This is a genomic window from Microbacterium sp. NPDC090281 (assembly GCF_044769635.1).
Taxonomy (GTDB): Bacteria; Actinomycetota; Actinomycetes; order Actinomycetales; family Microbacteriaceae; genus Microbacterium.
Map to the genome: position 1 here is coordinate 2,168,029 of NZ_JBIVYH010000001.1, position 25,373 is coordinate 2,193,401.

Sequence of the window (25,373 nt, forward strand, 5' to 3'; positions counted from 1 at the left end):
ATCGCGGTGCTAGAGTCTCCTTCGGTAAGGGCTGCCTTACCTCATTCAATGCCAGAGAGTGTTCTTCCGTGCTCGCCACCTTTCTCATCGGGCTCCGCGAGGGGCTTGAAGCCGCACTCGTCGTCGGCATCCTCGTCGCCTACCTCCGTCGCCTCGGACGCCAGGATGCGCTTCCGAAGATGTGGGCGGGCGTCGGTCTCGCGATCCTCCTGGCGCTCGGCATCGGCGCCGTGCTCACCTTCGGTGCATACGAACTCACGTTCCAGGCTCAGGAGCTGATCGGTGGGGGACTCTCGCTCCTCGCCGTGGCGATGGTCACGTGGATGATCTTCTGGATGCAGCGCGCGGGGCGCACCATGAAGGCGACGCTCGAGGGCGGCATCGACCGTGCCCTCACTGCGGGCGGGCTGTGGGCGCTCATCGCCATCGGCTTCGTATCGGTCGCCCGCGAGGGCATCGAGACGACTCTGCTGCTGTGGTCGATGGTGCAGTCGTTCGGCGACGCGCCCTCTGCGCTGCTGGGTGCATTGTTGGGTCTCATCGCGGCTGTGATCATCGGCTGGCTGATCTCGCGCGGTGCGGTGCGGCTCGACCTGCGTCGCTTCTTCGCCTGGACGGGCGGTTTCCTCGTGATCGTGGCGGCAGGCGTCCTCGCCTATGCGCTGATGGATCTGCAGGAGGCGGGTGTGCTCCCCGGCCCGTTCACAGCCCTGGCTCCGATCGACGCCGTGACAGGTGGCGTGGCCGTGGGCTGGGCCGCCTTCCCGTTCGGCTGGGCTTTCGACGTCTCGGCGACGATCGCTCCCGGCGGACCGCTCGCCTCCATCCTGCAGGCGACGGTGGGTTTCATGCCGGCCATGACCTGGTTGCAGGTGCTCGCCTGGGCTCTCTACATCTCGCTCGTCGGATGGCTGTACATCCGCGGACTCCGCATGAAGCGCCCGTCGAAGCCGCAGGCTCCGGCCGCGCCCGCCTCTGAAACTCCCTCCCTCACACAACAAGGAGCAGCATGACCACCACGCACCGGTTCCTGGGGGTGCTCGCCGCCACCGGCGCCGCCGCTCTCGTCTTGAGCGGCTGCGTCGCGAAAAGCGATGCGGGGGCCACCGCGGCCTTCGACGTCTCGTCCACTGCCGGCGACTGCGCCGTCTCCGCAGCGACAGCGAAGAGCGGGACGCTGACCTTCAACGTCAAGAACGACACCGAGCAGGTCTCCGAGTTCTATCTGCTGGCCGAGGATGGTCTGCGGATCGTCGGCGAGGTCGAGAACATCGCCCCGTCGGCATCTCGAACGCTCACCGTGGTCGCGCAGCCGGGCGACTACTTCACGCTCTGCAAGCCGGGCATGATCGGCGAGGGTGTCGGCAAGACCGCGTTCACGGTCACCGGAGATCGCGTCGCGGTCGACGGTCCTGACGCCGAGCAGAAGCAGAAGGCCGTCGACCTCTACGCCGCGTTCGTCAAGGACCAGGTCGGCCAGCTCGTCCCCGCTGTCGAGGACTTCGTCGCCGCCTACGAGTCCGGTGACGACGAGACCGCGCGCACGCTCTTCCCGCAGACCCGCGCATTCTACGAGCGCATCGAGCCCGTCGCCGAGGCGCTGGGCGACCTCGACCCGCGCATCGACTACCGCGAGGTCGACGCCGTGGCTGAGGGGCTGGACTGGACAGGATTCCACCGCATCGAGAAAGACCTGTGGGTGCCGGCGCAGGATGCGCTCAACGCCGACGGTGAGACCCCCGCCTGGCAGGACTGGGCGCCGTCGACCCCCGAGGAGCGTGCCGACTACGGCGACCTGTTGCTCGCCGACGTGCAGGAACTGTACGACTACGTGCACTCCGACGACTTCACCACCGCCCTCGACGACCAGGGCATCGGCGGCATCTCGAACGGCGCGATCGCGCTGCTCGACGAGGTCGCGACCGGCAAGATCTCCGGCGAGGAGGACTGGTGGTCGGGAACGGACCTCTACGACTTCGCGGCGAACGTCGAAGGCTCGAAGATGGCGTTCTCGCTCGTGCAGGACTTCGCCGTCGCGCAGGGTGACGACGGCAAGGCGCTCGTCGCCGAGATCGAGTCGGGCTACACGGCGCTCGAGGACTCTCTTGCCGCTCACGGTTCGCTGGCCGACGGGTTCGTGGGGTACTCGGAGTTGACCGAGGCCGACAAGCGCGAGTTCACCGACCTGATCAACGCGCTCGCCGAGCCGCTCTCGCAGCTCACCAGCACGGTCCTCGACTGATCAGCTTCGTGCTGACCTGAACCGGTACGATCACGGACGTGAACGAACCAGAAGCGGATGCCTCGCCCGACGAGTCATCGACGGGCGAGGCATCCGCTCCTGCCGGACTGAGCAGGCGCGGCCTGCTCGGTCTCGCGATCGGCGGCGGAGTGGCAGGACTCGCCGTCGGTGCGGGGGCAGGCCTCACCGGAGGCGTGGCGATCGGGCGAGCGCGGGCTGCGGATGACGCGCATTCCGCGTACGAGTTCTTCGGAGCACATCAGAGCGGCATCACCACGCCGGTGCAGGATCACCTGCACTTCGCCAGTTTCGACATGATGCCGCGCACCGACCGCGAGGATCTCATCTCGCTTCTGCAGGACTGGACGTACGCGTCCTCACGCATGGTGCAGGGCCTCGAGGTCAGTGCGACTGGTGCGGTCGGTGGCCCGGCCGAAGCGCCGCCGGATGACACCGGGGAGGCGCTCGGACTTCCCGCCGCCGGGCTCACGATCACGTTCGGCTTCGGGCCGGGGCTGTTCGAGAATGAGGACGGCGACCGCTACGGCATCGCCGCGCAGCGCCCCGCAGGGCTGGAACGCCTGCCGGCCTTCCTCGGCGACGATCTCGATCCGCAGACCTCTCACGGCGACCTCTGCATCCAGGCTTGCGCCGATGACCCGCAGGTCGCGGTGCATGCCATCCGCAACCTCAGTCGCATCGCCTTCGGGCGGGCACGCCTGCGCTGGTCGCAGCTGGGCTTCGGCAAGACCTCTCGCACCACGGCGACGCAGGCCACTCCGCGAAACCTCTTCGGTTTCAAGGACGGCACTGCGAACATCCTGGCCGACGACACGACTGCGCTCACTGATCACGTGTGGGTGTCGGCGAAAGACGATCCGGTGTGGCTCGCCGGAGGCTCGTACCTCGTGGCCCGCAAGATCGCGATGCTGATCGAGACCTGGGATCGGGTGCGCTTGTCCGAGCAGGACTCGATCATCGGCCGCGACAAGGGGGAGGGGGCGCCGCTCTCCGGTGGAGACGAGTTCACGGCGCCGGATTTCCACAGCAAGACGATCGATGCGAACAGCCACGTGAGTCTCGCCCATCCCGAACAGAACGACGGCATCCGCATCCTGCGACGCGGGTACAACTACGTCGACGGGAACAACGCCCTCGGTCGCCTCGACGCCGGACTCTTCTTCCTCTCGTACCAGCGTGATCCCGCGCAGTTCATCTCGCTCCAGCGGCGACTGTCGACGGACCTCATGAACGAGTACATCAAACACGTCGGCTCCGGCATCTGGGCGGTGCCTGCGGGGGCGAAGCCCGGTTCCTATGTGGGAGCCGCGCTGTTCGCCTGACCCGTCAGGACTCGCTGGCGGCGATGAGCGTCTCGACGGCGAAGGCAGCGATGGCGTCAGCGCCGAAATGGTCATCGGCGGTGATCGTGACCACGGCATCGTCGAGGAATATGAGCAGCTGACCGTGGGCGCCGTGCAGTCGCCAGGCCGGACCGGGGCCGCCCCAACCGGCAAGCGCATAGCGGTCATAGGCAGGGCTCTCCCCGGCAACGACCCAATTCGCATGCATCGAGTCGATCCACTCGGACGAGATGACCCGTCGTCCCTGCCACATCCCGCGATCGCGGATGAGGATGCCGAGGCGGGACAGCTCTTCGGTGCGTAGGAAGAGGCCGCCTCCAGCCTCGATGCGCCCCTGGGGGCTGCGCTCCCACTCCACGTCGTCGATGCCGAGCGGACCGAACAGACGGGTACCGAGATAGTCGCCGACGTCGCCGACACGTGCGGCCAGCGCGGCCATCGCGGTATATGTGCTCGCGTTCGAATACTGGAAGGTCCGTCCACTCGAGGGGCGTCGCAAGAACTCGCGTGCCAGATCCGGCCAGTCGGTCATCAGAGTGTCGGACCAGGGCAGGTCGACGCCGCTCGACATCATCAGGAGGTGGCGCAGAGTGACCTCGTCGACACCGGGGCCCAGGTCGTGGTCGGGCAGGTAGGTCGACACCGGCTCATCGAGCGACACCATCCCTTCATCCGCGGCGATTCCTGCGGCGAGTACGCAGACGCCTTTCGCGACCGAGTGCACGTCTTCGCGGACGTCGGCGGTCCAGCGATACTCCGCCGTGTCAGCACCCAGGCGGACGTGCAGGCCGTGGGCGACGAACCCCGACGCCTCCACCTGATCGACGATGCGGTCTCGGACGGTCTGCGCTCGGGTCACACCTCGAGGCTATCGCCTGCCTCTATCGAGGCCTTCGAGACCCGGTCGGGTCGTTCCGGCGGCCTTCCTTGGACGCGAGCTCCGGATCGGCGAACAGCCAGCCGGGCCGCGGCTCGACCAGGGGGCGGAACACCCATCTGACGGGCTTGGTCGCCAGGGCGAGCGCGATGACGACCGACAGCACGGTCACGATCGGGAGCCAGATCCAGGTGGGTTCGAGGTCGCGCAGGACTCCGCTCTCGCGGAACGGATACAGCACGAACGAGTGCAGCAGGAACACGTACATCGTGTACTGGCCGAAGGTCGTCCACCAATGCGCGCCGCGCGGGATGAGGGCGAAGAAGGCAGCGCTGAGAACGACCGCGAGCAGCATCAGGACGATCCGGATGCCGCCGGCCCACCACTGCTCCCCGCCGAGATCGGCGTAGGAATCCTCGTAGAAGAGCCAGTGACGCAGATCGGTGGCCTGCCAGACGGGGAGCCAGTTCCAGGCTGCCCAACCGGTGGCCGCGAAGATCGCCACGGCTCCGGCGCGCAGCCACCACGGCCGGAAGTCGAGGAGTCGGAGACGGTCGACGATGTCGTGTTCACGCAGCCACCAGCCCAGGGTGAAGAACGGCAGCAGTCCAAGCGTGCGCGAGAGCGAGAAGGTGCTGTCGATGTTCGGCAGGTAGCCCACGCCGACCGAGATCACGACGGTCCACAGCAGCGGCCAGCGCAGCAGGGCGAGGTAGGGAAGCACGAGCCGGAAGATGCCGAGGGCGAGCAGGAACCACAGCGTCCAGCTCGGCTGGGTGATGTTCGGGTTGGCCTGGCCCTCGACGAGCCACTTGGTGAGGGTCCAGAGCGTCTCGAAGATGACGTACGGGAGGATGATGTCGGTGATCACCCGAGCCATCTGCGTCTTGGTCGGGGAGCCGGATTTGGAGAAGTACCCGGAGATGATCGCGAAGGCCGGCATGTGGAACGCATACAGCGCCAGGTAGAAGGCGAATGCGATGTCGGAGTCGTAGATGAGTCGCTGGATCGCATGGCCGAGGACGACGAGGACTATGCAGATGTAACGCGCGTTGTCCCAGAACGGCACGCGCCGTCGCTTGCGGGGAACCGATCCTGTGGTGGGCCCTGAGATGTCCGCCCCGGTACTGCTCATCGTTCGAGGCTACAAGGCCGGGAATAAAGTTGCTCTGAGCGCGTTGACACATATACATTCAAATGAATAGAAACGGATGCGAGTCATCCGATTCGGAGACACGGAGCAATCATGAGCGAGCAGTCAGGCGCGCAGGCGATGCAGTTCGGCATCATGTCGGTCAGCGACATCACGCGCGATCCCACCACCGGGATCACCCCCAGCGAGCAGGAGCGTATCAAGGCGACGACGGCCATCGCCGTGCACGCCGAGGAGGTCGGTCTCGACGTCTTCGCGATCGGCGAGCACCACAACCCGCCGTTCTGGTCCTCGAGCCCCACAACCTTCCTGGCGGCACTTGCCGCACAGACCGAGCGCCTGATCGTCTCCACCTCGACGACGCTCATCACCACGAACGACCCGGTGCGCATCGCCGAGGAGTACGCGATGCTCCAGCACGTGTCCGACGGACGCATGGACCTCATGCTCGGTCGCGGCAACACCGGCCCGGTGTACCCGTGGTTCGGTCAGGACATCCGCCAGGGGCTCCCGCTCGCGATCGAGAACTACGCGCTGCTGCACAAGCTGTGGCGCGAAGACGTCGTCGACTGGGAAGGGAAGTTCCGCACGCCGCTGCAGGGGTTCACGTCGACGCCGCGTCCGCTCGACGGCATCGCACCCTTCGTGTGGCACGGGTCGATCCGCACGCCCGAGATCGCCGAGCAGGCCGCCTACTACGGCGACGGCTTCTTCGCGAACAACATCTTCTGGCCGAAGGAGCACTATCAGCGCCTCATCGAGCTGTACCGTCAGCGCTTCGAGCACTACGGCCACGGCGCGCCGGAGCAGGCGATCGTGGGTCTGGGTGGACAGGTCTTCATGGCCGCGAAGTCGCAGGACGCGGTGAACCAGTTCCGTCCGTACTTCGACAACGCGCCGGTCTACGGTCACGGTCCGAGCATGGAGGACTTCACGGAGATGACGCCGCTCACGGTCGGTTCACCGCAGCAGGTGATCGACCGCTACGCCGGTATGCGTGAGCACTACGGCGACTACCAGCGTCAGCTCTTCCTCATCGATCACGCGGGTCTGCCGTTGAAGACGGTGCTGGAGCAGCTCGACATCCTGGGCGCCGAGGTGGTGCCCGTGCTCCGCAAGGAGCTCGCGAAGGATCGTCCGGCGAACGTGCCGGATGCTCCGACCCACGCAGCCCGCGTCGCTGCCGAGTTCGGCGAAGGCCCGACCCGCCAGGCACGCCCAGGTGCGAACCGCGGGGACAACCTGACCGGCGATTCGCCGTACCAGGACAGCCCCGCTCCCGCCGGTGCGGCTTTCGGGCTCGGCCGGAAGGAGGCCTGAGATGACCACGCGTCGTATCGCCGTGGTGTCGGCCGGCTTGTCGAACCCCTCGTCCACGAGGATGCTCGCGGATCGTCTGGCGGCCGAGACCGTGAAGGCACTCGCCGCGCACGACATCGAGGCGAGCGTCGACGTGATCGAGCTGCGCGACTACGCACACGACATCACGAACAACATGCTCACGGGGTTCGCGCCGCCGGCGCTCGAGACCGCGATCAACACGGTCGTGTCCGCCGACGCGCTGATCGCGGTGACACCGATCTTCTCGACGAGCTATTCGGGTCTCTTCAAGTCGTTCATCGATGTGCTCGACCCCGATGCGCTCACCGGCACGCCGGTGCTGATCGGCGCGAACGCCGGCACGGCGAGGCATTCGCTCGCGATCGACTACGCGATCCGTCCGCTCTTCGCCTACCTGCATGCGGAGCCCGTCTCGACCGGCGTGTTCGCGGCCTCGAGCGACTGGGGTGGGGCCGGCGACGACGTCGCCCCGCTCGCCAAGCGCGTGGAGAAGGGCGCGAAAGAGCTCGCAGACGCGATCGCGCGTCGAGAGGCGGCTGCGGTCGCCGACCCGTACGACCCCGCGACATACCTGGGCGAGGGCCGCTCCTTCGGCCACATGCTGGGTGGTCTCGCGGGAGAGTGAGCAGCGCATGACGCCATCGACAATGTCCGAGGGGCATCGTACGGTGGCGTCATGCCCACACACGCCGCGCTCAGTGCGCTCCAGGAACAGTTGACCGGCACCCTTCTCCTTCCGCACGATGTCGGCTACGAAGCGGCTCGACAGCCATGGAATCTCGCGATCGAGCAGCATCCAGAAGCTGTCGCGGTGCCCGCCGACGTCGATGACCTCCGGGCTCTGCTGGCAGCGGCGCGGCAGTCCGGTGTACGACTGGCCGTGCAGCCGAGCGGTCATGGAGCCTCAGGTTCGCTTGCAGGTGCTGTGCTGGTGCGGATGAGCGCGTTCGATGACCTCGAGGTCGACCACGATCGCGGCACCGTCCTGGTCGGGAGCGGCGTGCGCTGGGGCGCGGTCGTCGAGGCGCTGGAAGGCACCGGATGGGTGGCTCCGGCCGGTACCAGCCCGGTCGTGAGCGTCGCCGGGTACACGTTGGGCGGCGGCCATTCGTGGTTCAGCCGTACGGCCGGTCTCGGCTCCGACAATCTGCGCGCCGCCTGGGTCCTGCGTACCGACGGCACTCACGAACGGGTCGATGACGACACCGATCCCGACTTGATGTGGGCGCTGCGAGGCGCGGGCGGCCTCGTGGGGATCGTCACCGCACTCGAGATCGACCTGGTCGCCGCCCCGGCGGTATGGGGTGCGAACCTGACGTTCGACGTCGCGGATGCGCCGGCAGTGGTCCGTGCCGTCCGCGACCTCGGAGCCTCTGCTCCCTCGACGTTGAACATCTTCCTGAACTCGATGCGGATGCCGGATGCACCGCAGCTCCCCGAAGAGATCAGGGGACGCAGCTTCCTCACCGTGCAGGTGTTGTCCACCGACGGACCCCACGAGGAATCGATCGACGTGGTGCGTCGTGCGGGCACCGTGCGCAGGGAGATCACCGGGCCGACATCGCCGGGTGCACTCGCCGCCGCGTCGAACGAGCCGACCGACCCGACACCGGGCGGCGGAGCATCGATGGCGCTCACCGTTCTCGACGACGCGACCATCGACGCACTTCTCGAGTTCCGCGAGCTGCCGGAGCAGTGGCCGATCATGGGCATCGATATCCGGATGCTCGGTGGGGCGCTCGACGCTCCGCGACGTTCCGGGTTCGCGTCGTTGGAGTCCGTCGGCTGGTTGCTCCACGCGCTCGTGCCGGTGATCCCTGGAGTGCCTGCCGCACCAGGAGAAGCCAGTCTCTTGGCCTTCCGGGAGCTGTTGGCGCCGAACGAAGCGTCACAGACGGTGACGACGTTCCTCGAGCCGGATCAGACGCTGGATCGCTGTGGCTCCGCCGCCGATGTCGCGCGGCTTCGAGAGCTTCGGGCCCGATTCGATCCCGATGGCGTGCTGCATGAAGCTCGGCTCCCGCGCTGACGCTCAGGCCTCAGGCTCGGTTCGTCGCTTCCAGTCGTACTCGGTCTCGGGTCGTCCGCGGGTGCCGTAGCGTGCGGCCCGGCTGAGTACGCCCTCGACCACGAGGTGCTCGAGGTAACGGCGAACGGCGACCCGAGACATTCCGAGTCGCTCCGCGGCTTCGCTCGCCGACAAAGGCCCATCGGTCCGCAGCTCCGCCGTGACCCTCTCGAGAGATGCGGCAGAGAGCCCTTTGGGAAGGGCGATGGTGCCGGTGGTGCGCCCGAGCAGTGCGTCGATCTCCGCCTGTGTCGCTTCGCCGTCGGTGGTCCGTGCCTGCTCCCGATGCGTCCGATACTGCTCCATCCGCTCGCGGAACACCGCGAAGGGGAATGGCTTGACGAGGTACTGGAAGACGCCGAGTGCCGCCATCTGCCGCACGGTGTCGGCATCGCGCACGCTGGTGATCGCGATCACATCGACCGATGCCGAGCGTGAGCGGAGCGCTCGCAGCACGTCGATGCCGGAGCCGTCCGGCATCGTGATGTCGAGCAGCACGAGATCGAAAGCATCGGGGTGATCGAGCACGGCTGTCATGGCCGCGCGCGCCCCTGCGCATTCGGCACCGACGACGAACCCGTCGAGGCGCTCCACGTAGTCGCGATGCAGCTCGAGGGTCAGAGCGTCGTCGTCGACGATGAGTGTGCGGATCATCGCTGTGTCCTCCGTATTCCTGCTGCCGGGAGAATGACGCGGAATGTCGTCGGTTCCCCGCTCACCGTCACGGAGCCGCCGGCTCCGGTCACGACCGAGCGCACGAGCGCGAGTCCGACACCGCGTCCGTGCGCATCGGCGGGCTTCGTGGAGTAGCCCTGATCGAAGATCCGCTCACGGAGGTCCGGGGGGATCCCGGGCCCGCTGTCCGATACCTCGAGCACGATCCCCGCGTCCGCATTCGGACGGAGCGAGACCTGCACCCAGCGATCCTCGGAATCGACGGCGGCATCCATCGCGTTGTCCACGAGGTTTCCGAGCACCGAGACGGCGTCCACGGGGGAGAGCGGCGTGCGGGGTGTGTCGGGCTCGATGTGCACGCGCCAGTCGATGCCGCGCTCCTTCGCCTGTGATGCCTTGCCCAGGAGCAGTGCTCCGACGGCCGGGTCTCCGTGACGGCGTGCGGTGACCTGATCCACCAGAGACTGGCTCTGTCGCGACGTTTCCGTGAGGATCTCGATCGCTTCGTCGGGGCGTCCGAGCTCGAGCAGGGCGACGGCGGCATGCATCCGATTCCCATGCTCATGGGTCTGCGCGCGCAGGGCCTCGCCCAGGGTGCGGATCGATTCGTACGACGACACGGCATCGCGCACCTGACCGGGCGGCAGATCGCCCGCGATGCGGCGGGTCACCCGGCGGGCGATGACGGCACCGCCCGCGCCGATCGCGACGAGGCCGACCGTGATGCCGAGCGTGAGTGGCAGGCGGCGGACCAGGGTGTCGGTGATGGACTCGGTGGTCACTCCGGCGGCGACCCAGCCGATCAGCTCTCCGCCCGGTGCGGTGACCGGCGCGATCGTCCGCACGGAGGGGCCGAGGGTACCGGTGAACTCCTCGGTCAGGGTCTGCGGTGACGTGGGGATCGTGCCCAGGTAGATACCGCCGATCTGGTCGGTGTCGGGATGGGTGAGCCGTGTGCCGTCCGTGGTCATGACCGTGATGAAGTCGAGCCCTGCGCCGGCGATCACCGCGAGGGAGTAGGGCTCGAGGACTTGCGTGGCCGCATCCGGGTCGCTCGAGCGCAGGCCGTCGACGACGAGGGGAGAGGAGACGAACGAGGCCGCGGTGGCCGCCGTCACCCGCTCAGCCTCCGCGCGGATCGATCGCTGCGCTTCGACGACGAGGAAGACCGCCACGAGGGCACCGATCACGACGGCTGCGACGAGCAGCACCACGAAGACGCGAGAAGCGGTACTGCGGGTGCGGGAGGTGTGCGCCATCGCCTCCTCCGATCGTCGTTGGTGAGGTGTCGTGACCAATACGACCACAACTCGCCTCGAAGCGTGAAGTCGGAGAACGTGAGATCCGATCGGCGGCACGGGAGCCGCCCACCAAGACGAAGACGTCGATGATCGAGGAGGACGCGATGGCGCTCACAACAGGATTCTCACTGCCGAAGTTCAACTGGCGGAGAGGGAAGCAATCGTGGGACCGGCACACCTGGCTGTATGTGTCGGTGTTGCTGGCGGTCGTGCTGGGCGCGGTGGTCGGGCTCGTGTGGCCGGAGGTCGGCCAGGCCTTCGAGCCGCTGGGCAAGGGGTTCGTCGCCCTGATCAAGATGATGATCGCGCCGATCATCTTCTGCACGATCGTGGTGGGGGTGGGATCGATCGCCAAAGCGGCCACGGTCGGCAAGATCGGCGGACTCGCGCTGCTGTACTTCATGGTGATGTCTACCTTCGCGCTCGCGATCGGTCTCGTCGTCGGCAACATCATCCACCCGGGTGCGGGCCTCGACATGGCCTCGTCGACGTATGACGCGGTCGAGGCGGAGGCCAAGACGACACAGGAGTTCATCCTCGGCATCATCCCGACTACGTTCTTCTCGGCCTTCACCGGCGAGAGCGTGCTGCAGGTGCTGTTCATCGCGCTGCTCGTCGGCTTCGCGCTGCAGGGTCTCGGCGAGCGCGGTGCACCGATCATGGAAGCGGTCAAGCAGCTGCAGAAGCTGGTGTTCCGCATCCTCGGCATGATCCTGTGGCTCGCACCGATCGGCGCGTTCGGTGCGATCGCAGCGGTGGTCGGGAAGACGGGCATCGCGGCGATCTGGAGCCTCGGCACCCTGATGGTCGCCTTCTACATCACCTGCATCCTGTTCATCGTGGTGATCCTGGGGGTGCTGCTGTGGACGGTGACGAGGGTGAACATCTTCGCTCTCATGAAGTACCTCGCGCGGGAGTACCTGCTGATCGTCGGCACCTCCTCCTCGGAATCCGCCCTCCCGCGCTTGATCGCGAAGATGGAGTTCGTCGGCGTCTCCAAGCCTGTCGTCGGCATCACCGTTCCGACCGGGTACTCGTTCAACCTCGACGGCACGGCGATCTACCTGACGATGGCGTCGCTGTTCATCGCCACGGGAATGGGGCAGCCGATGTCGATCGGCGAGCAGATCGGTCTGCTGGTCTTCATGATCATCGCGAGCAAGGGGGCGGCCGGTGTCACGGGTGCAGGCCTTGCCACCCTGGCCGGCGGGCTCCAGGCCTACCGCCCCGATCTGGTCGACGGCGTCGGCGTGATCGTGGGGATCGACCGCTTCATGTCTGAGGGGCGTGCCCTCACCAACTTCACCGGAAACGCCGTGGCCACTCTGCTGATCGGCACCTGGACGAAGCAGATCGACAGGGATCGAGTGCGCCGGGTGCTCAGCGGGGAGCTGCCGTTCGACGAGTCGCTGCTGGATGGGGTCGACGCGCACGGAACGGTAGACGCTGCGCAGGCCGCCGACGTCCAGGAGCTTCGAGAGGCGGCCGTCACCGAGATGGCGGCCAAGGAGCAGCGGGCACGAGCCCGCGCAGATCGCGTCTGACGAGGAAGAGTGAAAGAGGGATGCGGGAGTCCGGTGAAGCCGGCTCCCGCATCCACGCGGTCAACCGCTCTTGCGTCGGAACTCGCGCCGGGTCTGCGGGGCGTTGGCACTGTGCACGGCGGAGTCGCCGTCGAGGTGTGCCTCGCCCTGCCGGTGGTGCGCGTTCTTCTTCTCGAGCGCTTCCTTGAACTTGCGCTTCATCTCCTCGGAGGAGGTGGCGCCTTCTTCGGTGCTCATGTCCCGAGCCTAGAGCACGTGGTGGGGCGGGTCACCCTCTGGTGCGTCGTACACAAACGTCGATCAGCATGCCGAGCCCGACGGCGAGGAGGATCGAGACAGGCACGGCGACGAGAGGGCCACCGGGGAGGAACGCTGCGACCATGGCGCCGACGGCCGCCTGATACAGCGCCCATCCGGTAGCTGCGATGGCGACCAGGGCGAGATAGCGCGGCGGGTGGATGCGCGAGGCTCCGGCGACCAGGTTGATCGCGAGCCGCGCGAACGGCACGAACCTGGCAGTGAACAGCACAGTGGCCATGCCGCCGTCCAACCGGCCTCGCGCCCACCCCAGAGCCTGCTGCACCCGAGGCATACGCATCCACCGCCAGCGCTCGGTGCCTACCAGCCGTCCGATCAGGTAGCAGCAGGCGTCTCCGACAGTCGCGGCTGCCGCTGCGCAGGCGACGACAGCCCAGAGCGGCGGGGAGCCCGATGTCACGGAGAGAGCGCCGAGCGCGGTCACCGCGACTTCGCCCGGCACCACGACGAAGAACGCATCGCCGACCACCAACGCGCTCATCAGTACCAGGCTCCACGGGCTCGTGAGCGATTCGGTCAGCAGATCCGTCGGCACACCCTCCACAGTGCCTGCAGAGGGTGAACGGGAACCAACGAACGGATAACCGGTGACCCGCGATCCAGCATCAGGTGAACATCCGGTGCCGGAGGCCGTTTACGGCGAAAAAAGGCTCCAGCCACCGTCATCCTGAGGCTGTGAGAGTCGCGATCGTCACCGAGTCCTTCCTTCCGCACATGAACGGCGTCACCGGTTCGGTGCTGCAGATCCTGCGACACCTCGAACGACGGGGGCACGAGGCCCACGTCATCGCCCCAGCCGCGATTGGCGTCCCGGCAGAGATCAGCGGCGCACGCATCGAGGCCATTCCGAGCCTCGCGCTGCCGGGATACCGGCACGTGCGAGTGGGCACGTCGAGCGCCCACCGCATCGCCGCCTCCCTCGGTCGGTTCCAGCCCGACGTCGTGCATCTCGCCTCACCCTTCGCGTTGGGATGGCGGGGTGTGCTGGCAGCCGAGCGGCTCGACCTCCCCGCGGTCGCCGCCTACCAGACCGACGTGGCCGCGTACACCGAGCGCTATCGGGTCGCCGCGACGACCGGCATCGCCCAGACCCACATCGCCCGGTTGCATCGGCGCGCCACGATGACGCTGGCCCCATCCGCCGACGCGGCTCAGCAACTGGCCCTGCTCGGTGTGGACAGGGTGCGACGCTGGGGGAGAGGCGTCGACGCCGAACGCTTCCAGCCGTCCCGTCACGATCCCCTGCTCCGCTCCGAGTGGGGTACAGACGTCGTGATCGGGTACGTAGGTCGCCTCGCACCCGAGAAGCAGGTCGAAGACCTCTCGGTCCTGCAGAACATCCCCGGAACCCGCCTGGTCATCGTCGGCGACGGACCCAGCAGAGCCAGACTTGAGAGCCTGCTCCCGGAAGCCCTGTTCCTCGGGCATCTCGACGGCACGGCGCTCGCCGCAGCGATGGCATCGTTCGATCTGTTCGTGCACCCGGGGGAGAGCGAGACCTTCGGACAGACCCTTCAGGAAGCACACGCCAGCGGGGTGCCTGTGATCGCGACCGGGCGCGGCGGCCCCCTCGACCTCGTACGGATGGGGATCGACGGATGGCTGTACAAGCCGGGTGACCTCGAAGACCTGCGAATGCGGATCATAGACCTCGCGGGCGATGCCCGCAAGCGGCGGGCTTTCGGTGAAGCCGGCCGCGAGGCAGTCGAGGGCCGCAGCTGGGAGAGCGTGTGCGACCAGCTCCTCGATCATTTCGAGGAGGCGCGGATCCTGCATCGGGCGGATTCCCGTGCCCGCGCTCGCCGCATCGTCCGTCCCGAGCCATCCGCTCCGGTCGCCGCCCGCCGGTGGCACCGCTACGTCGCGATGGGAGACTCTCTGACCGAAGGGCTGTGCGACCCGGCGCCGGACGGAGCGTTGCGTGGCTGGGCCGATCGCCTCGCTTTGCTTCTCGCCGCGCGGGGAGGGCTGCACTATGCGAACCTCGCGATCCGATCGAAGCGCGTGCGTGACGTGTCGGGCATCCAGCTGGAGCGGGCCATCGAGTTGAGTCCCGACCTCGTGTCGATCCTGATCGGGGCCAACGACCTGGTCAAACGCCGGGTCGATGTCGCGGCGCTCGCCGCGGAGCTGGAAGGCACGGTGCGGACGTTGCGGGGGATCGGCGCCGACGTGCTTCTGGTGACGCCGTTCCTCCCGGGTCGCCGTGCTGCCTTCATCTACACGCGGCGGTTCGCCGCTTTCGCCACTGCGCTGACGGGCATCGCCGCGCGTACCGGAGCCTTCCTGATCGACACGGATCTGCACCCCTCCCTGGCCGAACGGCCGAACTGGGGAGAAGATCTCGTGCATCTGAGCAGCCGGGGCCATCGGTTCCTGGCCTATCGGGCGGGACAGATGCTCGGGGTGCCGGACGCCGACGCGCTCGGAGCCTTGGATGCGGCCATGCACGAGCACGAGTCGATCGGAGCGGGGGTGTGGTGGCGCCGACACGCGCTGCCGTGGGTATGGCGTCGCCTGCATGGTCGTGCAGCAGGGGATGGCCGCACGGCGAAGCATGACGACTACGTCTACCTCGGTCGCTCGGCGGCGGCCAGGGGCGCGCTCGCCCGCTGACGCCTTCGGGTCGGAGCCGTCAGCGTCGGCCCATGCCGTGGTACTGCCAGCCGGCTGCGCGCCATGTCGCGGAGTCCAGGCAGTTGCGGCCGTCGATGATGATGCGGCCTCGCACGAGACCACCGGCATGCTCCGGGGAGAGGTCGCGCCGGTACTCGTCCCATTCCGTGACCACGACGACCGCATCCGCCTCCCGCAGCGCGTCGTCACGGTCGCGCGCGTAGCCGAGCTGAGGGTGGGCGGCTGCGGCGTTGTCGATCGCGGCCGGATCGGTGACGACGACGTCCGCCCCCAGTCCGCGCAGGCGCACGGCGACATCCAGCGCGGGGGAGTCTCTGATGTCGTCGCTGAAAGGTTTGAACGCGGCGCCCAGGACCGCGATCCGGCGTCCGAACACGAGGCCGCCCAGTGCATCCACCACCAGTTGGACGGCGCGTTCGCGGCGCCGGAGGTTGATCGTGTCGACCTCGCGGAGGAAGCCGACCGCCTCACCGCGCCCGAGCTCCTCTGCTCGTGCGGCGAAGGCCCTGATGTCCTTCGGAAGGCAGCCCCCGCCGAAACCGATGCCCGCGCCGAGGTAGCGTCGTCCGATCCGTGTGTCGTGGCCGAGCGCATCGGCGAGAAGTGCGACATCCGCGCCCGAGGCCTCAGCGATCTCCGCCATCGCGTTGATGAACGAGATCTTGGTGGCGAGGAATGCGTTGGCTGCGCCTTTGACGAGCTCTGCCGTTGCGAGGTCGGTCACCAGGAAGGGGGTTCCCGACTCGACGGCCGACGCGTACACCTGACGGAGCACGCCGACGGCCCGCTCGCCCGCCGCGTCGGATTCCGCGCCTACCACGAGTCGATCCGGCGTCAGAGTGTCGTGCACCGCCCATCCCTCGCGAAGGAACTCGGGGTTCCAGACGAGCGTCGCTCCGGTGTCGACCAGTCGCCCAGCGATTCGCGCAGCGGTGCCGACCGGCACGGTGGACTTCCCGGCGATCACATCGCCGGGGCGCAGGTGAGGCAGCAGCGCGTCGATCGCGGCGTCGACGTATCTCAGATCTGCGGCGTGACCGCCGGGCACCTGCGGCGTGCCGACCGCGACGAAGTGCACGTCACAGCCGACGGCATCCGACATCAGGCTGCTGAACCGCAGTCGTCCCTTTCTCAGACCGTCCGAGAGCAGTTCCGACAGCTGAGGCTCGAAGAACGGCGCCGTGCCTATTGCCAGCATCGCGACCTTCTGTTCATCGACATCGATGCCGATGACGTCGTGTCCGATCGAGGCCATTGCTGCGGCGTGCACGGCACCGAGGTACCCGCAGCCGATCACAGACATGCGCATGAACTCAGGACAGCGGATGCCCCTCACCATGCGGCATCCGTTGCGTGAACGGGCCGTGACCGGCGCATGTCCGATCCGCGGAGTGCGTGGACACGCAGGATTCCAGTTCTGCGCTGGTAGGGTGGATGAGGTTGACGTGTGTCAACTGCATAACTTCATATCGACTCATGGAGCGATCGGCGGAGAAGCTGGTCCCCTGTGGTGGGTTCCTCGGCGGATGTCGGGTGGCTTTCTACTGGTGGCCAGCGCAGGCGAGATTCGCGGGAGTGCCCGCGCGCCCGAACCCTTCCGATCAGCTCCTTTGAACACGCTCGCGCGTCACATGGATTCGCGAGTCTAAACAAAGAAGGAGAGACCTCTTGGAAGGTCCTGAAATCACCGCCACCGAGGCCGTTCTCGACAACGGCCGCTTCGGCACCCGCACCATCCGCTTCGAGACCGGCCGCCTCGCGCAGCAGGCTCAGGGCGCAGTCGCCGCGTACCTCGACGGCGAGACCATGCTCCTCTCGGCCACCAGCGCAGGCAAGCACCCGCGCGAGGGCTTCGACTTCTTCCCGCTGACGGTCGACGTCGAGGAGCGCTCCTACGCTGCCGGCAAGATCCCCGGCTCGTTCTTCCGTCGTGAGGGCCGCCCCTCCACCGAGGCGATCCTCGTCTGCCGTCTGATCGACCGTCCGCTGCGTCCGTCGTTCGTCGACGGCCTGCGCAACGAGGTCCAGATCGTCATCACCGTCCTCTCGATCGCTCCGGGCGAGTTCTACGACGCTCTCGCGATCAACGCCGCGTCTGCGTCGACCCAGATCTCGGGTCTGCCGTTCTCGGGTCCCGTCGCCGGTGTGCGTCTCGCGTTCATCCCGGGTCACGGCGAGCACGCCGACCAGTGGGTCGCGTTCCCCACGGCCGAGCAGGTCGCAGAGGCCGTGTTCGACCTGATCGTCGCCGGTCGCGTCGTCACGAAGGCCGATGGCACGGAAGACGTCGCGATCATGATGGTCGAGGCCGAGGCCACCGAGGGAAGCTGGAACCTGATCAAGGCCGGCGCCACCAAGCCGAACGAGGAGATCGTGGCCCAGGGCCTCGAGGCCTCGAAGCCGTTCATCGCCCAGCTCGTCAAGGCTCAGGCCGAGCTCGCAGCGACTTCGTCGAAGGAGCCGGGTGTGTACCCGGTCTTCCTGCCGTACTCGGAAGAGGTCTACAGCTTCGTCTCCGAGCGCGCGTTCGCCGAGCTCAGCGATGTCTACCAGATCGCCGACAAGGTCGAGCGTCAGACCGCTGACGATGCGATCAAGGACCGCGTCAAGGCAGAGCTCATCGAAGCCACCGAGGCGGGTTCGCTCCCGGCCGCGGCTCCGCTCGAGTTCTCCGCCGCGTACAAGTCCGTCACGAAGAGGATCGTCCGCGGACGCATCCTCACCGAGGGCGCTCGTATCGACGGTCGTGGACTTGCGGACATCCGCCCGCTCGATGCCGAGGTGCAGGTCATCCCGCGCGTGCACGGTTCGGCGATCTTCCAGCGCGGCGAGACTCAGATCCTGGGTATCACCACGCTGAACATGCTCAAGATGGAGCAGCAGATCGACTCGCTGTCGCCCACGACGAGCAAGCGCTACATGCACCACTACAACTTCCCGCCCTACTCGACCGGTGAGACCGGCCGTGTCGGTTCGCCGAAGCGTCGCGAGATCGGGCACGGCTTCCTCGCCGAGCGCGCGCTCGTGCCGGTGCTGCCGAGCCGCGAGGAGTTCCCGTACGCGATCCGTCAGGTCTCCGAGGCGCTGAGCTCCAACGGCTCCACGTCGATGGGCTCCGTCTGCGCGTCGACCCTGTCGCTGCTGAACGCGGGTGTGCCGCTGCGCGCTCCCGTCGCCGGTATCGCGATGGGACTCGTGTCCGATGAGGTCAACGGTGAGACCCGCTACGCGGCGCTCACCGACATCCTCGGTGCAGAAGATGCGCTGGGCGACATGGACTTCAAGGTCGCCGGTACCGGTGAGTTCATCACCGCCATCCAGCTCGACACGAAGCTCGACGGCATCCCGACCTCGGTTCTCGCCGGTGCGCTCACCCAGGCCCGCGATGCTCGTCTGACGATCCTCAACGTGCTGAACGCCGCGATCGACGCTCCTGACGAGATGGCGCCGACCGCGCCTCGCGTCATCAGCGTGCAGATCCCGGTCGACAAGATCGGCGAGCTGATCGGCCCGAAGGGCAAGACGATCAACGCGATCCAGGACGAGACCGGTGCACAGATCTCCATCGAGGAGGACGGCACCGTCTACATCGGCGCGACCGACGGCCCTTCGGCTGAGGCCGCCCGTGCCCAGGTCAACGCGATCGCCAACCCCACCAACCCGGAGATCGGGGAGCAGTTCCTCGGCACCGTCGTGAAGATCGCCACCTTCGGTGCGTTCGTCTCGCTGCTTCCGGGCAAGGACGGCCTGCTGCACGTCACCGAGGTGCGCAAGCTCGCCGGTGGCAAGCGTGTCGAGAACGTCGACGACGTTCTCTCGGTCGGCCAGAAGATCCTCGTGAAGATCACGAAGATCGACGACCGCGGCAAGCTGTCCCTCGAGCCTGTGCTCGATGACGCGGCTGCCGCTGATGCAGCCCCCGCAGAGGACGCTGCAGCCGAGTAAGCGCGACGCTCCAACCGAACCCGGGTCCGTCCGCACAGGGCGGGCCCGGGTTCTGTCGTCTTCGATGTGACCGAATCGTTATCGGACGTTTCCGCGCCGTTCCCTGGAATGGTCGGGAGGTTCGCAGATGTCGCTTACCCTCGAAGTACGCACCGGGGGGTGCAGGATCCAGCAGGTACGCAGGTCGGTACGCACCGACCGACGCGGGGGTGAGAGAGTATGCGGTTGTTCAGCGTAGGCGCAGGGGCGTCCGCAGAACGCGCCCAGCACGAGGGGGCGGAGCATCCGTCCGCGCCGATTCCGATCGTCGGGCCCGGCATAGGAGAAACCATCCGCGTCTCGCTCGGCGAGACCGGATTCGAGACATTCCCGCTGATGCTGGGTGCCGCGGAGTTCGGCTGGAACGTCGACCTCGAGACGAGTCACGGCATCCTCGATCGCTACGTGGAGTTCGGCGGCAACGCGATCCACACGGCCGACGGATTCTCCGGCGGGCGCAGCGAGCACATCATCGGACAGTGGCTACGTTCCCGCGGTCGTCGCGATCGAGCGCTTCTGAGCGTTCGCATCGGAGCCCACGCCGACAATCCGGGCCTCGGCTCGGTCAACCTCGTCCGTGCCGTGGAGGGCTCGTTGACGAGGCTCGGCGTCGACCGCATCGATGTCCTGTACCTTGACGCCACTCTCGATGCGACCACGAATCTCGAAGACACGCTGGCGACTGTCGAATGGCTCACCGATGCCGGCAAGATCGGCGCCCTGGGAGCATTCGGTTTCGCGCCGGAGCGTCTCGTCGAGGCTCGGATCCTCGCCGCGGCCGGCTATCCGCGCATCCAGGTGATCGACGCGCCGTACAACCTCATCAGGCGCCAGCCCTTCGAAGGTGACCTTCGTCTCGTGGCCGGTGCGCAGCACTTGGCGGTCACGCCGTCGCACGCGCTCGAGCACGGGTTCCTGTCCGGTCGCCACCGCAACAAGGCGCTCACATCCCGCGGCGTTCGTGGCGAGCAGTTGCGCGGCCACCTGAACAGGCGCGGCATCAAGATTCTGCGCGCGCTCGATCAGGTTGCTGAAGAGCTCGCGGTTCCCGTGGCCGCCGTGTCCGTGGCCTGGCTGCTCGCTCAGCGCACGGTCGCAGCGCCCATCGTGAACGCTTTCGCAACCGATCATGTCGACGAGCTCATGCAGGGCGCGGGGGTCTCGCTCTCGCGAAGCCAGGTCGCTGAGTTGACCCGGGCAGGCAACTGAGCATCCTTCCACCTGTGACATAGGGTGGAAGGGAGGCCCGGCGGATGCTGGCGATGAAGCGAGCGAGTTGTGACGCACTACATATATCTGGTCAGACATGGTGAACATCAGGATGCAGAGCACGGTCTCGCCGACGGACCCCTCTCGCCGCGAGGACAGCGTCAGGCCGAGCTGATCGCCGACCGGCTCTCCGGGCTCCCGCTCGACGCCGTCTGGCATTCGCCGTTGCTGCGTGCCAACGAGACGGCCCGCGCGATCGCTGCACGCCTGCCGTCGGTCGACCCCGAGCCGACCGCGCTCCTCTTCGACTGCGTGCCAACCGGGATGACAGAGGAGACTCCCTCGGTGTTCGAGCCGTTCTTCGGTTCGGTGACGGAGGCCGAGATCGAAGCAGGACGCGCGCAGATGTCTGACGCCGTCAACGAGTTCCTCGTGCGCAAGACCGGCGACGTGCACGAGGTGCTGATCACGCACAACTTCGTGATCTCCTGGTTCGTCCGCGAGGTGCTCGCTGCTCCGGAATGGCGGTGGATGACCCTGAACCAGTCGCACTGCGGGCTCACGGTCATCGCTCAGAAGCAGGGGCGTCCGTGGACGCTCCTCACCCACAATGACACCGGTCACCTTCCGGTGGAGCTGCGTACCGGGATCCCCGACGCGCTTCTGGTCTGAGTCACTCCCAGAAGTCGGTGAGTGCCACCGCCGCGGCTCGACCTTGGCGGAAGCCCGCTTGAGCGGTAGGCACGCGCGTCGACGGGTCCATCACGTTCTCACCGAATGCGCCGCGTGATTCGTCGTCCGGAAAGATGGTCCGCACACTGCTGCCCTGCGAACGCAGACGGTCGATCTGAGCGGACAGATGGGTGCCCCACGTGACGGGCATCCTCGACGCCCCTCCGAAGGGTGCAAATATCAGGACCTTCCTGTATCCGAGCGCGAGGTCGGCATTCTCGGCATTGGCGCGGTAGCCACCGTCGATGTACCGTGACGCACCGACGTCGTAGGCGAATCCGCTGGCGCAACTGGCGGCCACGGCGTCAACGAGGGCGACACCGCTGAACCGGTCGAACACGACGGGCTCACCGGTTGAGGCATCGACCGCGGTGATGAGTATCCGCTGCTCCGGCCACTCGGGGCGTGGCAGCCGCGCCGCGACGGTCTCTCGCCATCGCTGTCCGGCGCCTGCGGACGTAGTGGCCAGCTCGATCGCCGCCGCCCCCATCCTGCGGCGCATGTCCTCGACGTCTCGTGAGGCGTCGATGATTCGTTGAGTCCGCTCCAGGTGAGCTGCGGCCGAACCGCTCTGGCCGCGCGCCGTCGCACGTCCGCTCGGGGTCGCGTGTGGACTCACAGCGCTGGAGATGACGTCGTGGAACAACTGAGCCGGTGAAGTACCGGTGATCTGGGCCGCTGCGGTCGCTCCGGCAGACGTGCCGACGATCAGATCGGCGGCGTTCGCGTCGAGTCGGGCATCCGCGAGGCCGGCGACCACGCCGATCAGCCAGGCGTTGCCCGCTGAGCCGCCTCCGCCGAGGACGAGCGCGCGCTGTGTCGTGTTTCCCTCATTCGTGGAAGAGGAGGGAGAGAAGGTGTTGTTCATGGGAGTGCCTTTCGCGAATGCGTGGCGGGGCTCCCGATCTCGACTACCGGCGTCGCGCGAGAGTGTGAAGAGAGGGAGCACCCATCAGGGATACTGCGTTCATGGGACTCACCTCCAGACGATGGATCGCGACCTCGGAACGGTATCACGTCGCATGACGTCGGGGATCGAGGGAGGTTCCGGACTGCGCCAGGCCCGCGCGCCCCGGGCCAGACCCGGCTGCCCGCGAAATAGACTGAACGCATGACTACGCAGGTAGCACTCGTCGGCGGAACCGGGAAGCTCGGCACGATCATCGGTGCGGTGATCGATGAGCTCGAGGGGTTCGAGGTGACCCGTGTGCTGACCTCGTCTAGCGATCTCTCCGAACTTCAAGGCGCAGACCTCGTGGTCGACGCTTCGACCCCTCAGGTGAGCATCGAGGTCGTCCGCGCCGCCGTGGAGCGTGGCATCAATGTGCTGGTCGCGACGTCGGGGTGGTCAGCGGAGCGGATCGCCCTGGTGCGTCCTCTCGTCGAAGCAGCGGGTACCGGAGCGGTCTTCATCCCCAACTTCTCGCTCGGCTCTGTTCTCGGCTCGGCTCTGGCGGCGGCGGCGGCACCGTTCTTCGGATCCGCCGAGATCATCGAAGCGCACCGCGAGACGAAGATCGACTCTCCCAGTGGCACGGCGGTTCGCACCGCGGAGCTGATCGCCGCGGCCCGTGCGGAGCAGGGACCGGTCAGCGCACCGCATGCGGATCAGCGCGCCCGAGGCCAGCAGGTCGGCAGCGTTCCGATCCACTCGCTGCGTCGTCCCGGGGTCGTGGCCAAGCAGGAGGTCATCCTCTCGGGGCCCGGCGAGTCGCTCACGTTCACGCACGACACGACCGACTCGGCGCTCGCCTATGCGCCGGGCATCCGGCTCTCCGTGCCGTTCGCGTTGAAGGCCACCGGCGTGGTCGTCGGCCTCGAGCACATGATCGACATCGGCATCCGGTCGTGATGTCGCGTATCGGCGTCGGCCTGATGGCCGCGGCGCTGCTCGTCTATCTCGCCGTCGCGATCTGGCTCGCGGTGATGTTCATCTCGGTCGGCTCGCCCATCTCCATCGGCATGGGCATCACCCTCGTCGTGCTCGCTCCGATCGGGGCCTGGGCACTGGTGCGGGAGATGATGTTCGGCTTCGGTGCGGATCGTCTCGGACGCCTGCTCGATGCGGAGAGCGGGATGCCCCCGGTCGAGACGGAGCTGACGCCGAGCGGACGCATCGCTCGCGCTGACGCGGATGCACTCATCGCGCGGTACACGGCTGAAGCTGATTCAGCGGGCGATGACTGGCGCGCGCGCTATCGATTGGGCGTTGTCCAAGACGCCGCCGGACGCCGCAAAGACGCCAGGGCCAGCATCCGCGAGGCCATCAGCCTCTCGCGCCGCTGACCCTGACAGGAGTGTTCAGGCGAGGGTCGCCTCGAGGGTGATCTCGATACCCGCGAGCGCCTGCGAGACCGGGCAACCGGTCTTGGCGCCGTTCGCGATCTCCTGGAAAGCCTCGGGCGTCAGATTCGGGACGGTCGCGTTGACGTTGAGGTGACTGCCGGTGATGCCGACGCCGGGCTTGAAAGTGACCGATGCCGTCGTGTTCACACGTTCCGGCGGAGTCCCGTTCTCGGCCAGCGCGTGCGAGAGAGCCATGCTGAAGCAGGATGCGTGCGCAGCTGCGATGAGCTCTTCCGGCGTGGTCGTCGTATCGCTGCCCTCGCTGCGAGCCTTCCAGTCGATCGGGAAGGTGCCGAGTTTCGACGACGAGAACGCGACGGTGCCGGATCCCTCCATGAGCGATCCGGTCCAGGTGCTGGCGGCTTCGCTGGTGACGGGCATGATTCCTCCGGTTCTCGCTCTGCGGGTGCAGCGGCGACTCGTGGCCAGCCTAGCGAGCGCCCGCCGGTGGGGGAACAGCGCTCAGGACGCGGTGGCCTCACGACCGACGACGCCGGCGCGCTGCAGCAGGAGGTAGAGCTGGCAGCCCAGGCAGAACGCGAAAGCGGCGTTGAGGAACGCAGCGATGAACGCGGCAGCCGTGGCGATCGGGAGTGCCCACGGAACCCCCAGGAGGTGCAGTACGAGGCCGATGCCGACGACGAACAGCCCGACGCCCTGGGAGAACCGCGGAGGACGAGGGTCCTCTAGCTCCGACGGCGGTGCGAGGCGGGGTCGGATGAGCGTGCGGAACGCGACGGCCCAGGGAGCTGTCCGCGGTGCGGTGACGCCCCACAGGAACAGGAGAGCGATGACGACCGTGAGCAGGAAGCCCGGGTCGAGGGCCCGCTGACCGACAGAAGCCGATGAGATCGCCCACCCGGTGGGCGTGAAGGAGGCATCCGCCAGAGGTTGATAGGCGAACCAGCCGAATGTGGCGGTGCCGGCCCGCTCGGTCGAGATGCCGATCAGCGCCAGGAATGTCGCCACCAGCAGCAGGACGGCCGTGATGGTGGCCGCGAAGCGGGGGCCGCGCGGATCGATGCCTGCGGGAGTGCTCATGCGTGCTCCAGATCTCGCGCCTCAGATGGCGGCGATGGCTTCGGTGAGGGCGTGCCGGTGTGGAACGCCGTGGAATCGGGCGCGGACGGCTCCCGCCCTGTCGACGACGAAGGTCGTCGGAGTCTGCAGCACCTTGTAGCGTGCCGAGAGATCGGGGCGGTGAGTGAGATCCACCTCCACGTGACGGAGCCCGTCGTGGTCCGCTGCATAGGTGCCGAGCAAGCGCCTCACCTGCGGGCACCGCGCGCACATCTCGGTGCTGAACTGCACCAGGGTCGCATGCGAACCGAGTTCTGTGGCGGCATCCAGTGGATCGAACCGGAGCGTCCCGCCGGAGCGTCGGCGTCCATCGCGGCGGCGCAGCACGACGCCGACGACCGTGGCGAGCGCGAGGAGCGCTGCGGCGATCCCGAGGGCGAGCACGGGTGACATGGGTCGAGAGTACGTCGCCCGACGGGGCGTGCGGGCCGATGTTTCCGACCATGACGAACCTGTCCGTGCGGGAGGGGCATCGCCCCTGGCGCGGGTGGGGAAGGTATCG

General features: G+C 67.4%; 24 protein-coding genes. 13 read left to right on the plus strand and 11 right to left on the minus strand.

What is annotated here, in order from left to right:
- Positions 1-68: 68 nt before the first annotated feature.
- Genes efeU through efeB form a run of 3 tightly spaced genes read left to right on the plus strand, consistent with a single transcriptional unit; the run spans position 69 to position 3,585 of the window.
- A complete protein-coding gene (efeU, locus tag ACIQTX_RS10385) occupies positions 69-1,013 on the plus strand; it encodes an iron uptake transporter permease EfeU (protein WP_402971898.1) in 945 nt (314 codons plus the stop codon).
- On the plus strand, positions 1,010-2,242 hold the full coding sequence (gene efeO / locus ACIQTX_RS10390) for an iron uptake system protein EfeO (RefSeq protein ID WP_402971900.1): 1,233 nt from the start codon (positions 1,010-1,012) through the stop codon (positions 2,240-2,242). Before efeU ends, efeO begins: the two co-directional genes overlap by 4 nt.
- A gap of 38 nt (positions 2,243-2,280) precedes the next feature.
- The gene (gene efeB, locus ACIQTX_RS10395) at positions 2,281-3,585 is read left to right on the plus strand and encodes an iron uptake transporter deferrochelatase/peroxidase subunit (RefSeq protein WP_402971901.1); all 1,305 of its coding nucleotides are present in this window, start codon (positions 2,281-2,283) and stop codon (positions 3,583-3,585) included.
- Between the two features lie 4 nt (positions 3,586-3,589).
- Here efeB and ACIQTX_RS10400 read toward each other — a convergent pair whose 3' ends face one another.
- Positions 3,590-4,465, minus strand: coding sequence for a serine hydrolase domain-containing protein (locus ACIQTX_RS10400; protein WP_402971904.1), 876 nt, complete (start codon positions 4,463-4,465; stop codon positions 3,590-3,592).
- Positions 4,466-4,487: 22 nt separating this feature from the next.
- Positions 4,488-5,618, minus strand: coding sequence for an acyltransferase family protein (locus ACIQTX_RS10405; protein WP_402971906.1), 1,131 nt, complete (start codon positions 5,616-5,618; stop codon positions 4,488-4,490).
- A gap of 111 nt (positions 5,619-5,729) precedes the next feature.
- Here ACIQTX_RS10405 and ACIQTX_RS10410 point away from each other — a divergent pair, with 111 nt between their 5' ends.
- Genes ACIQTX_RS10410 through ACIQTX_RS10420 form a run of 3 tightly spaced genes read left to right on the plus strand, consistent with a single transcriptional unit; the run spans position 5,730 to position 9,006 of the window.
- Positions 5,730-6,956, plus strand: coding sequence for an LLM class flavin-dependent oxidoreductase (locus ACIQTX_RS10410; protein WP_402971908.1), 1,227 nt, complete (start codon positions 5,730-5,732; stop codon positions 6,954-6,956).
- Between the two features lies 1 nt (position 6,957).
- Positions 6,958-7,602: an FMN reductase gene (locus ACIQTX_RS10415; protein WP_028502827.1), complete on the plus strand. Its 645-nt coding sequence runs from the start codon at positions 6,958-6,960 to the stop codon at positions 7,600-7,602.
- Between the two features lie 51 nt (positions 7,603-7,653).
- Positions 7,654-9,006 (plus strand): FAD-binding oxidoreductase, encoded by a 1,353-nt coding sequence (locus ACIQTX_RS10420; RefSeq protein WP_402971910.1) that lies wholly within the window; start codon positions 7,654-7,656, stop codon positions 9,004-9,006.
- Between the two features lie 3 nt (positions 9,007-9,009).
- Here the strand turns inward: ACIQTX_RS10420 and ACIQTX_RS10425 are convergent, their stop codons facing one another.
- Entirely contained in the window at positions 9,010-9,699 is a 690-nt protein-coding gene (locus ACIQTX_RS10425; RefSeq protein ID WP_402971912.1) for a response regulator, read from the minus strand.
- Positions 9,696-10,979 (minus strand): ATP-binding protein, encoded by a 1,284-nt coding sequence (locus tag ACIQTX_RS10430; protein ID WP_402971914.1) that lies wholly within the window; start codon positions 10,977-10,979, stop codon positions 9,696-9,698. Before ACIQTX_RS10430 ends, ACIQTX_RS10425 begins: the two co-directional genes overlap by 4 nt.
- 146 nt (positions 10,980-11,125) lie before the next feature.
- On the opposite strand from ACIQTX_RS10430, the gene ACIQTX_RS10435 reads away from it, so the two are divergent.
- The gene (locus ACIQTX_RS10435; RefSeq protein ID WP_402971916.1) at positions 11,126-12,565 is read left to right on the plus strand and encodes a cation:dicarboxylate symporter family transporter; all 1,440 of its coding nucleotides are present in this window, start codon (positions 11,126-11,128) and stop codon (positions 12,563-12,565) included.
- A 60-nt stretch (positions 12,566-12,625) separates the two neighbouring features.
- Here the strand turns inward: ACIQTX_RS10435 and ACIQTX_RS10440 are convergent, their stop codons facing one another.
- Complete coding sequence (locus ACIQTX_RS10440) at positions 12,626-12,802, minus strand: DUF5302 domain-containing protein (protein WP_181156407.1); 177 nt, start codon at positions 12,800-12,802, stop codon at positions 12,626-12,628.
- Positions 12,803-12,833: 31 nt separating this feature from the next.
- Complete coding sequence (locus tag ACIQTX_RS10445; RefSeq protein ID WP_402971918.1) at positions 12,834-13,364, minus strand: DedA family protein; 531 nt, start codon at positions 13,362-13,364, stop codon at positions 12,834-12,836.
- Between the two features lie 194 nt (positions 13,365-13,558).
- Here ACIQTX_RS10445 and ACIQTX_RS10450 point away from each other — a divergent pair, with 194 nt between their 5' ends.
- Positions 13,559-15,499, plus strand: coding sequence for a glycosyltransferase (locus ACIQTX_RS10450; RefSeq protein ID WP_402971920.1), 1,941 nt, complete (start codon positions 13,559-13,561; stop codon positions 15,497-15,499).
- A 19-nt stretch (positions 15,500-15,518) separates the two neighbouring features.
- Here the strand turns inward: ACIQTX_RS10450 and ACIQTX_RS10455 are convergent, their stop codons facing one another.
- Complete coding sequence (locus ACIQTX_RS10455) at positions 15,519-16,829, minus strand: UDP-glucose dehydrogenase family protein (RefSeq protein WP_402971922.1); 1,311 nt, start codon at positions 16,827-16,829, stop codon at positions 15,519-15,521.
- Between the two features lie 359 nt (positions 16,830-17,188).
- Between ACIQTX_RS10455 and ACIQTX_RS10460 the strand changes: the two genes are divergently transcribed.
- From ACIQTX_RS10460 to ACIQTX_RS10470, 3 genes are all read left to right on the plus strand, one after another.
- A complete protein-coding gene (locus ACIQTX_RS10460) occupies positions 17,189-19,465 on the plus strand; it encodes a polyribonucleotide nucleotidyltransferase (RefSeq protein WP_028502820.1) in 2,277 nt (758 codons plus the stop codon).
- A gap of 219 nt (positions 19,466-19,684) precedes the next feature.
- The gene (locus tag ACIQTX_RS10465) at positions 19,685-20,713 is read left to right on the plus strand and encodes an aldo/keto reductase (RefSeq protein WP_028502819.1); all 1,029 of its coding nucleotides are present in this window, start codon (positions 19,685-19,687) and stop codon (positions 20,711-20,713) included.
- Positions 20,714-20,782: 69 nt separating this feature from the next.
- Positions 20,783-21,385, plus strand: coding sequence for a histidine phosphatase family protein (locus ACIQTX_RS10470; protein ID WP_028502818.1), 603 nt, complete (start codon positions 20,783-20,785; stop codon positions 21,383-21,385).
- Position 21,386: 1 nt separating this feature from the next.
- On the opposite strand, the gene ACIQTX_RS10475 is transcribed toward ACIQTX_RS10470, so the two are convergent.
- Positions 21,387-22,313, minus strand: a complete 927-nt coding sequence (locus ACIQTX_RS10475; RefSeq protein ID WP_402971925.1) for a patatin-like phospholipase family protein — start codon at positions 22,311-22,313, stop codon at positions 21,387-21,389.
- 243 nt (positions 22,314-22,556) lie between these two features.
- Here ACIQTX_RS10475 and dapB point away from each other — a divergent pair, with 243 nt between their 5' ends.
- Together dapB and ACIQTX_RS10485 are read left to right on the plus strand one after the other, a co-directional pair.
- A complete protein-coding gene (dapB, locus tag ACIQTX_RS10480; RefSeq protein WP_402971927.1) occupies positions 22,557-23,297 on the plus strand; it encodes a 4-hydroxy-tetrahydrodipicolinate reductase in 741 nt (246 codons plus the stop codon).
- On the plus strand, positions 23,297-23,731 hold the full coding sequence (locus tag ACIQTX_RS10485) for a hypothetical protein (protein ID WP_402971929.1): 435 nt from the start codon (positions 23,297-23,299) through the stop codon (positions 23,729-23,731). Before dapB ends, ACIQTX_RS10485 begins: the two co-directional genes overlap by 1 nt.
- 15 nt (positions 23,732-23,746) lie before the next feature.
- Here the strand turns inward: ACIQTX_RS10485 and ACIQTX_RS10490 are convergent, their stop codons facing one another.
- From ACIQTX_RS10490 to ACIQTX_RS10500, 3 genes are all read right to left on the minus strand, one after another.
- Positions 23,747-24,172, minus strand: coding sequence for an OsmC family peroxiredoxin (locus tag ACIQTX_RS10490; RefSeq protein WP_402971931.1), 426 nt, complete (start codon positions 24,170-24,172; stop codon positions 23,747-23,749).
- 81 nt (positions 24,173-24,253) lie between these two features.
- Positions 24,254-24,832 carry a DUF4395 domain-containing protein gene (locus ACIQTX_RS10495; RefSeq protein WP_402971933.1) on the minus strand — a complete coding sequence of 193 codons (579 nt, stop codon included), beginning with the start codon at positions 24,830-24,832 and terminating at the stop codon, positions 24,254-24,256.
- A gap of 21 nt (positions 24,833-24,853) precedes the next feature.
- Positions 24,854-25,264 carry a thioredoxin family protein gene (locus tag ACIQTX_RS10500; RefSeq protein WP_402971935.1) on the minus strand — a complete coding sequence of 137 codons (411 nt, stop codon included), beginning with the start codon at positions 25,262-25,264 and terminating at the stop codon, positions 24,854-24,856.
- Positions 25,265-25,373 lie beyond the last annotated feature (109 nt).

What these genes read in the sequence shown, in the direction of transcription:
- efeO (WP_402971900.1), top strand. Translation starts at nt 1,010, where the DNA reads ATGACCACCACGCACCGGTTCCTGGGGGTGCTCGCCGCCACCGGCGCC.
- ACIQTX_RS10405 (WP_402971906.1), bottom strand. Translation starts at nt 5,618, where the DNA reads ATGAGCAGTACCGGGGCGGACATCTCAGGGCCCACCACAGGATCGGTT.
- ACIQTX_RS10410 (WP_402971908.1), top strand. Translation starts at nt 5,730, where the DNA reads ATGAGCGAGCAGTCAGGCGCGCAGGCGATGCAGTTCGGCATCATGTCG.
- ACIQTX_RS10415 (WP_028502827.1), top strand. Translation starts at nt 6,958, where the DNA reads ATGACCACGCGTCGTATCGCCGTGGTGTCGGCCGGCTTGTCGAACCCC.
- ACIQTX_RS10420 (WP_402971910.1), top strand. Translation starts at nt 7,654, where the DNA reads ATGCCCACACACGCCGCGCTCAGTGCGCTCCAGGAACAGTTGACCGGC.
- ACIQTX_RS10425 (WP_402971912.1), bottom strand. Translation starts at nt 9,699, where the DNA reads ATGATCCGCACACTCATCGTCGACGACGACGCTCTGACCCTCGAGCTG.
- ACIQTX_RS10430 (WP_402971914.1), bottom strand. Translation starts at nt 10,979, where the DNA reads ATGGCGCACACCTCCCGCACCCGCAGTACCGCTTCTCGCGTCTTCGTG.
- ACIQTX_RS10435 (WP_402971916.1), top strand. Translation starts at nt 11,126, where the DNA reads ATGGCGCTCACAACAGGATTCTCACTGCCGAAGTTCAACTGGCGGAGA.
- ACIQTX_RS10440 (WP_181156407.1), bottom strand. Translation starts at nt 12,802, where the DNA reads ATGAGCACCGAAGAAGGCGCCACCTCCTCCGAGGAGATGAAGCGCAAG.
- ACIQTX_RS10445 (WP_402971918.1), bottom strand. Translation starts at nt 13,364, where the DNA reads ATGAGCGCGTTGGTGGTCGGCGATGCGTTCTTCGTCGTGGTGCCGGGC.
- ACIQTX_RS10455 (WP_402971922.1), bottom strand. Translation starts at nt 16,829, where the DNA reads ATGCGCATGTCTGTGATCGGCTGCGGGTACCTCGGTGCCGTGCACGCC.
- ACIQTX_RS10465 (WP_028502819.1), top strand. Translation starts at nt 19,685, where the DNA reads ATGCGGTTGTTCAGCGTAGGCGCAGGGGCGTCCGCAGAACGCGCCCAG.
- ACIQTX_RS10475 (WP_402971925.1), bottom strand. Translation starts at nt 22,313, where the DNA reads ATGAACAACACCTTCTCTCCCTCCTCTTCCACGAATGAGGGAAACACG.
- dapB (WP_402971927.1), top strand. Translation starts at nt 22,557, where the DNA reads ATGACTACGCAGGTAGCACTCGTCGGCGGAACCGGGAAGCTCGGCACG.
- ACIQTX_RS10485 (WP_402971929.1), top strand. Translation starts at nt 23,297, where the DNA reads ATGTCGCGTATCGGCGTCGGCCTGATGGCCGCGGCGCTGCTCGTCTAT.
- ACIQTX_RS10490 (WP_402971931.1), bottom strand. Translation starts at nt 24,172, where the DNA reads ATGCCCGTCACCAGCGAAGCCGCCAGCACCTGGACCGGATCGCTCATG.
- ACIQTX_RS10495 (WP_402971933.1), bottom strand. Translation starts at nt 24,832, where the DNA reads ATGAGCACTCCCGCAGGCATCGATCCGCGCGGCCCCCGCTTCGCGGCC.
- ACIQTX_RS10500 (WP_402971935.1), bottom strand. Translation starts at nt 25,264, where the DNA reads ATGTCACCCGTGCTCGCCCTCGGGATCGCCGCAGCGCTCCTCGCGCTC.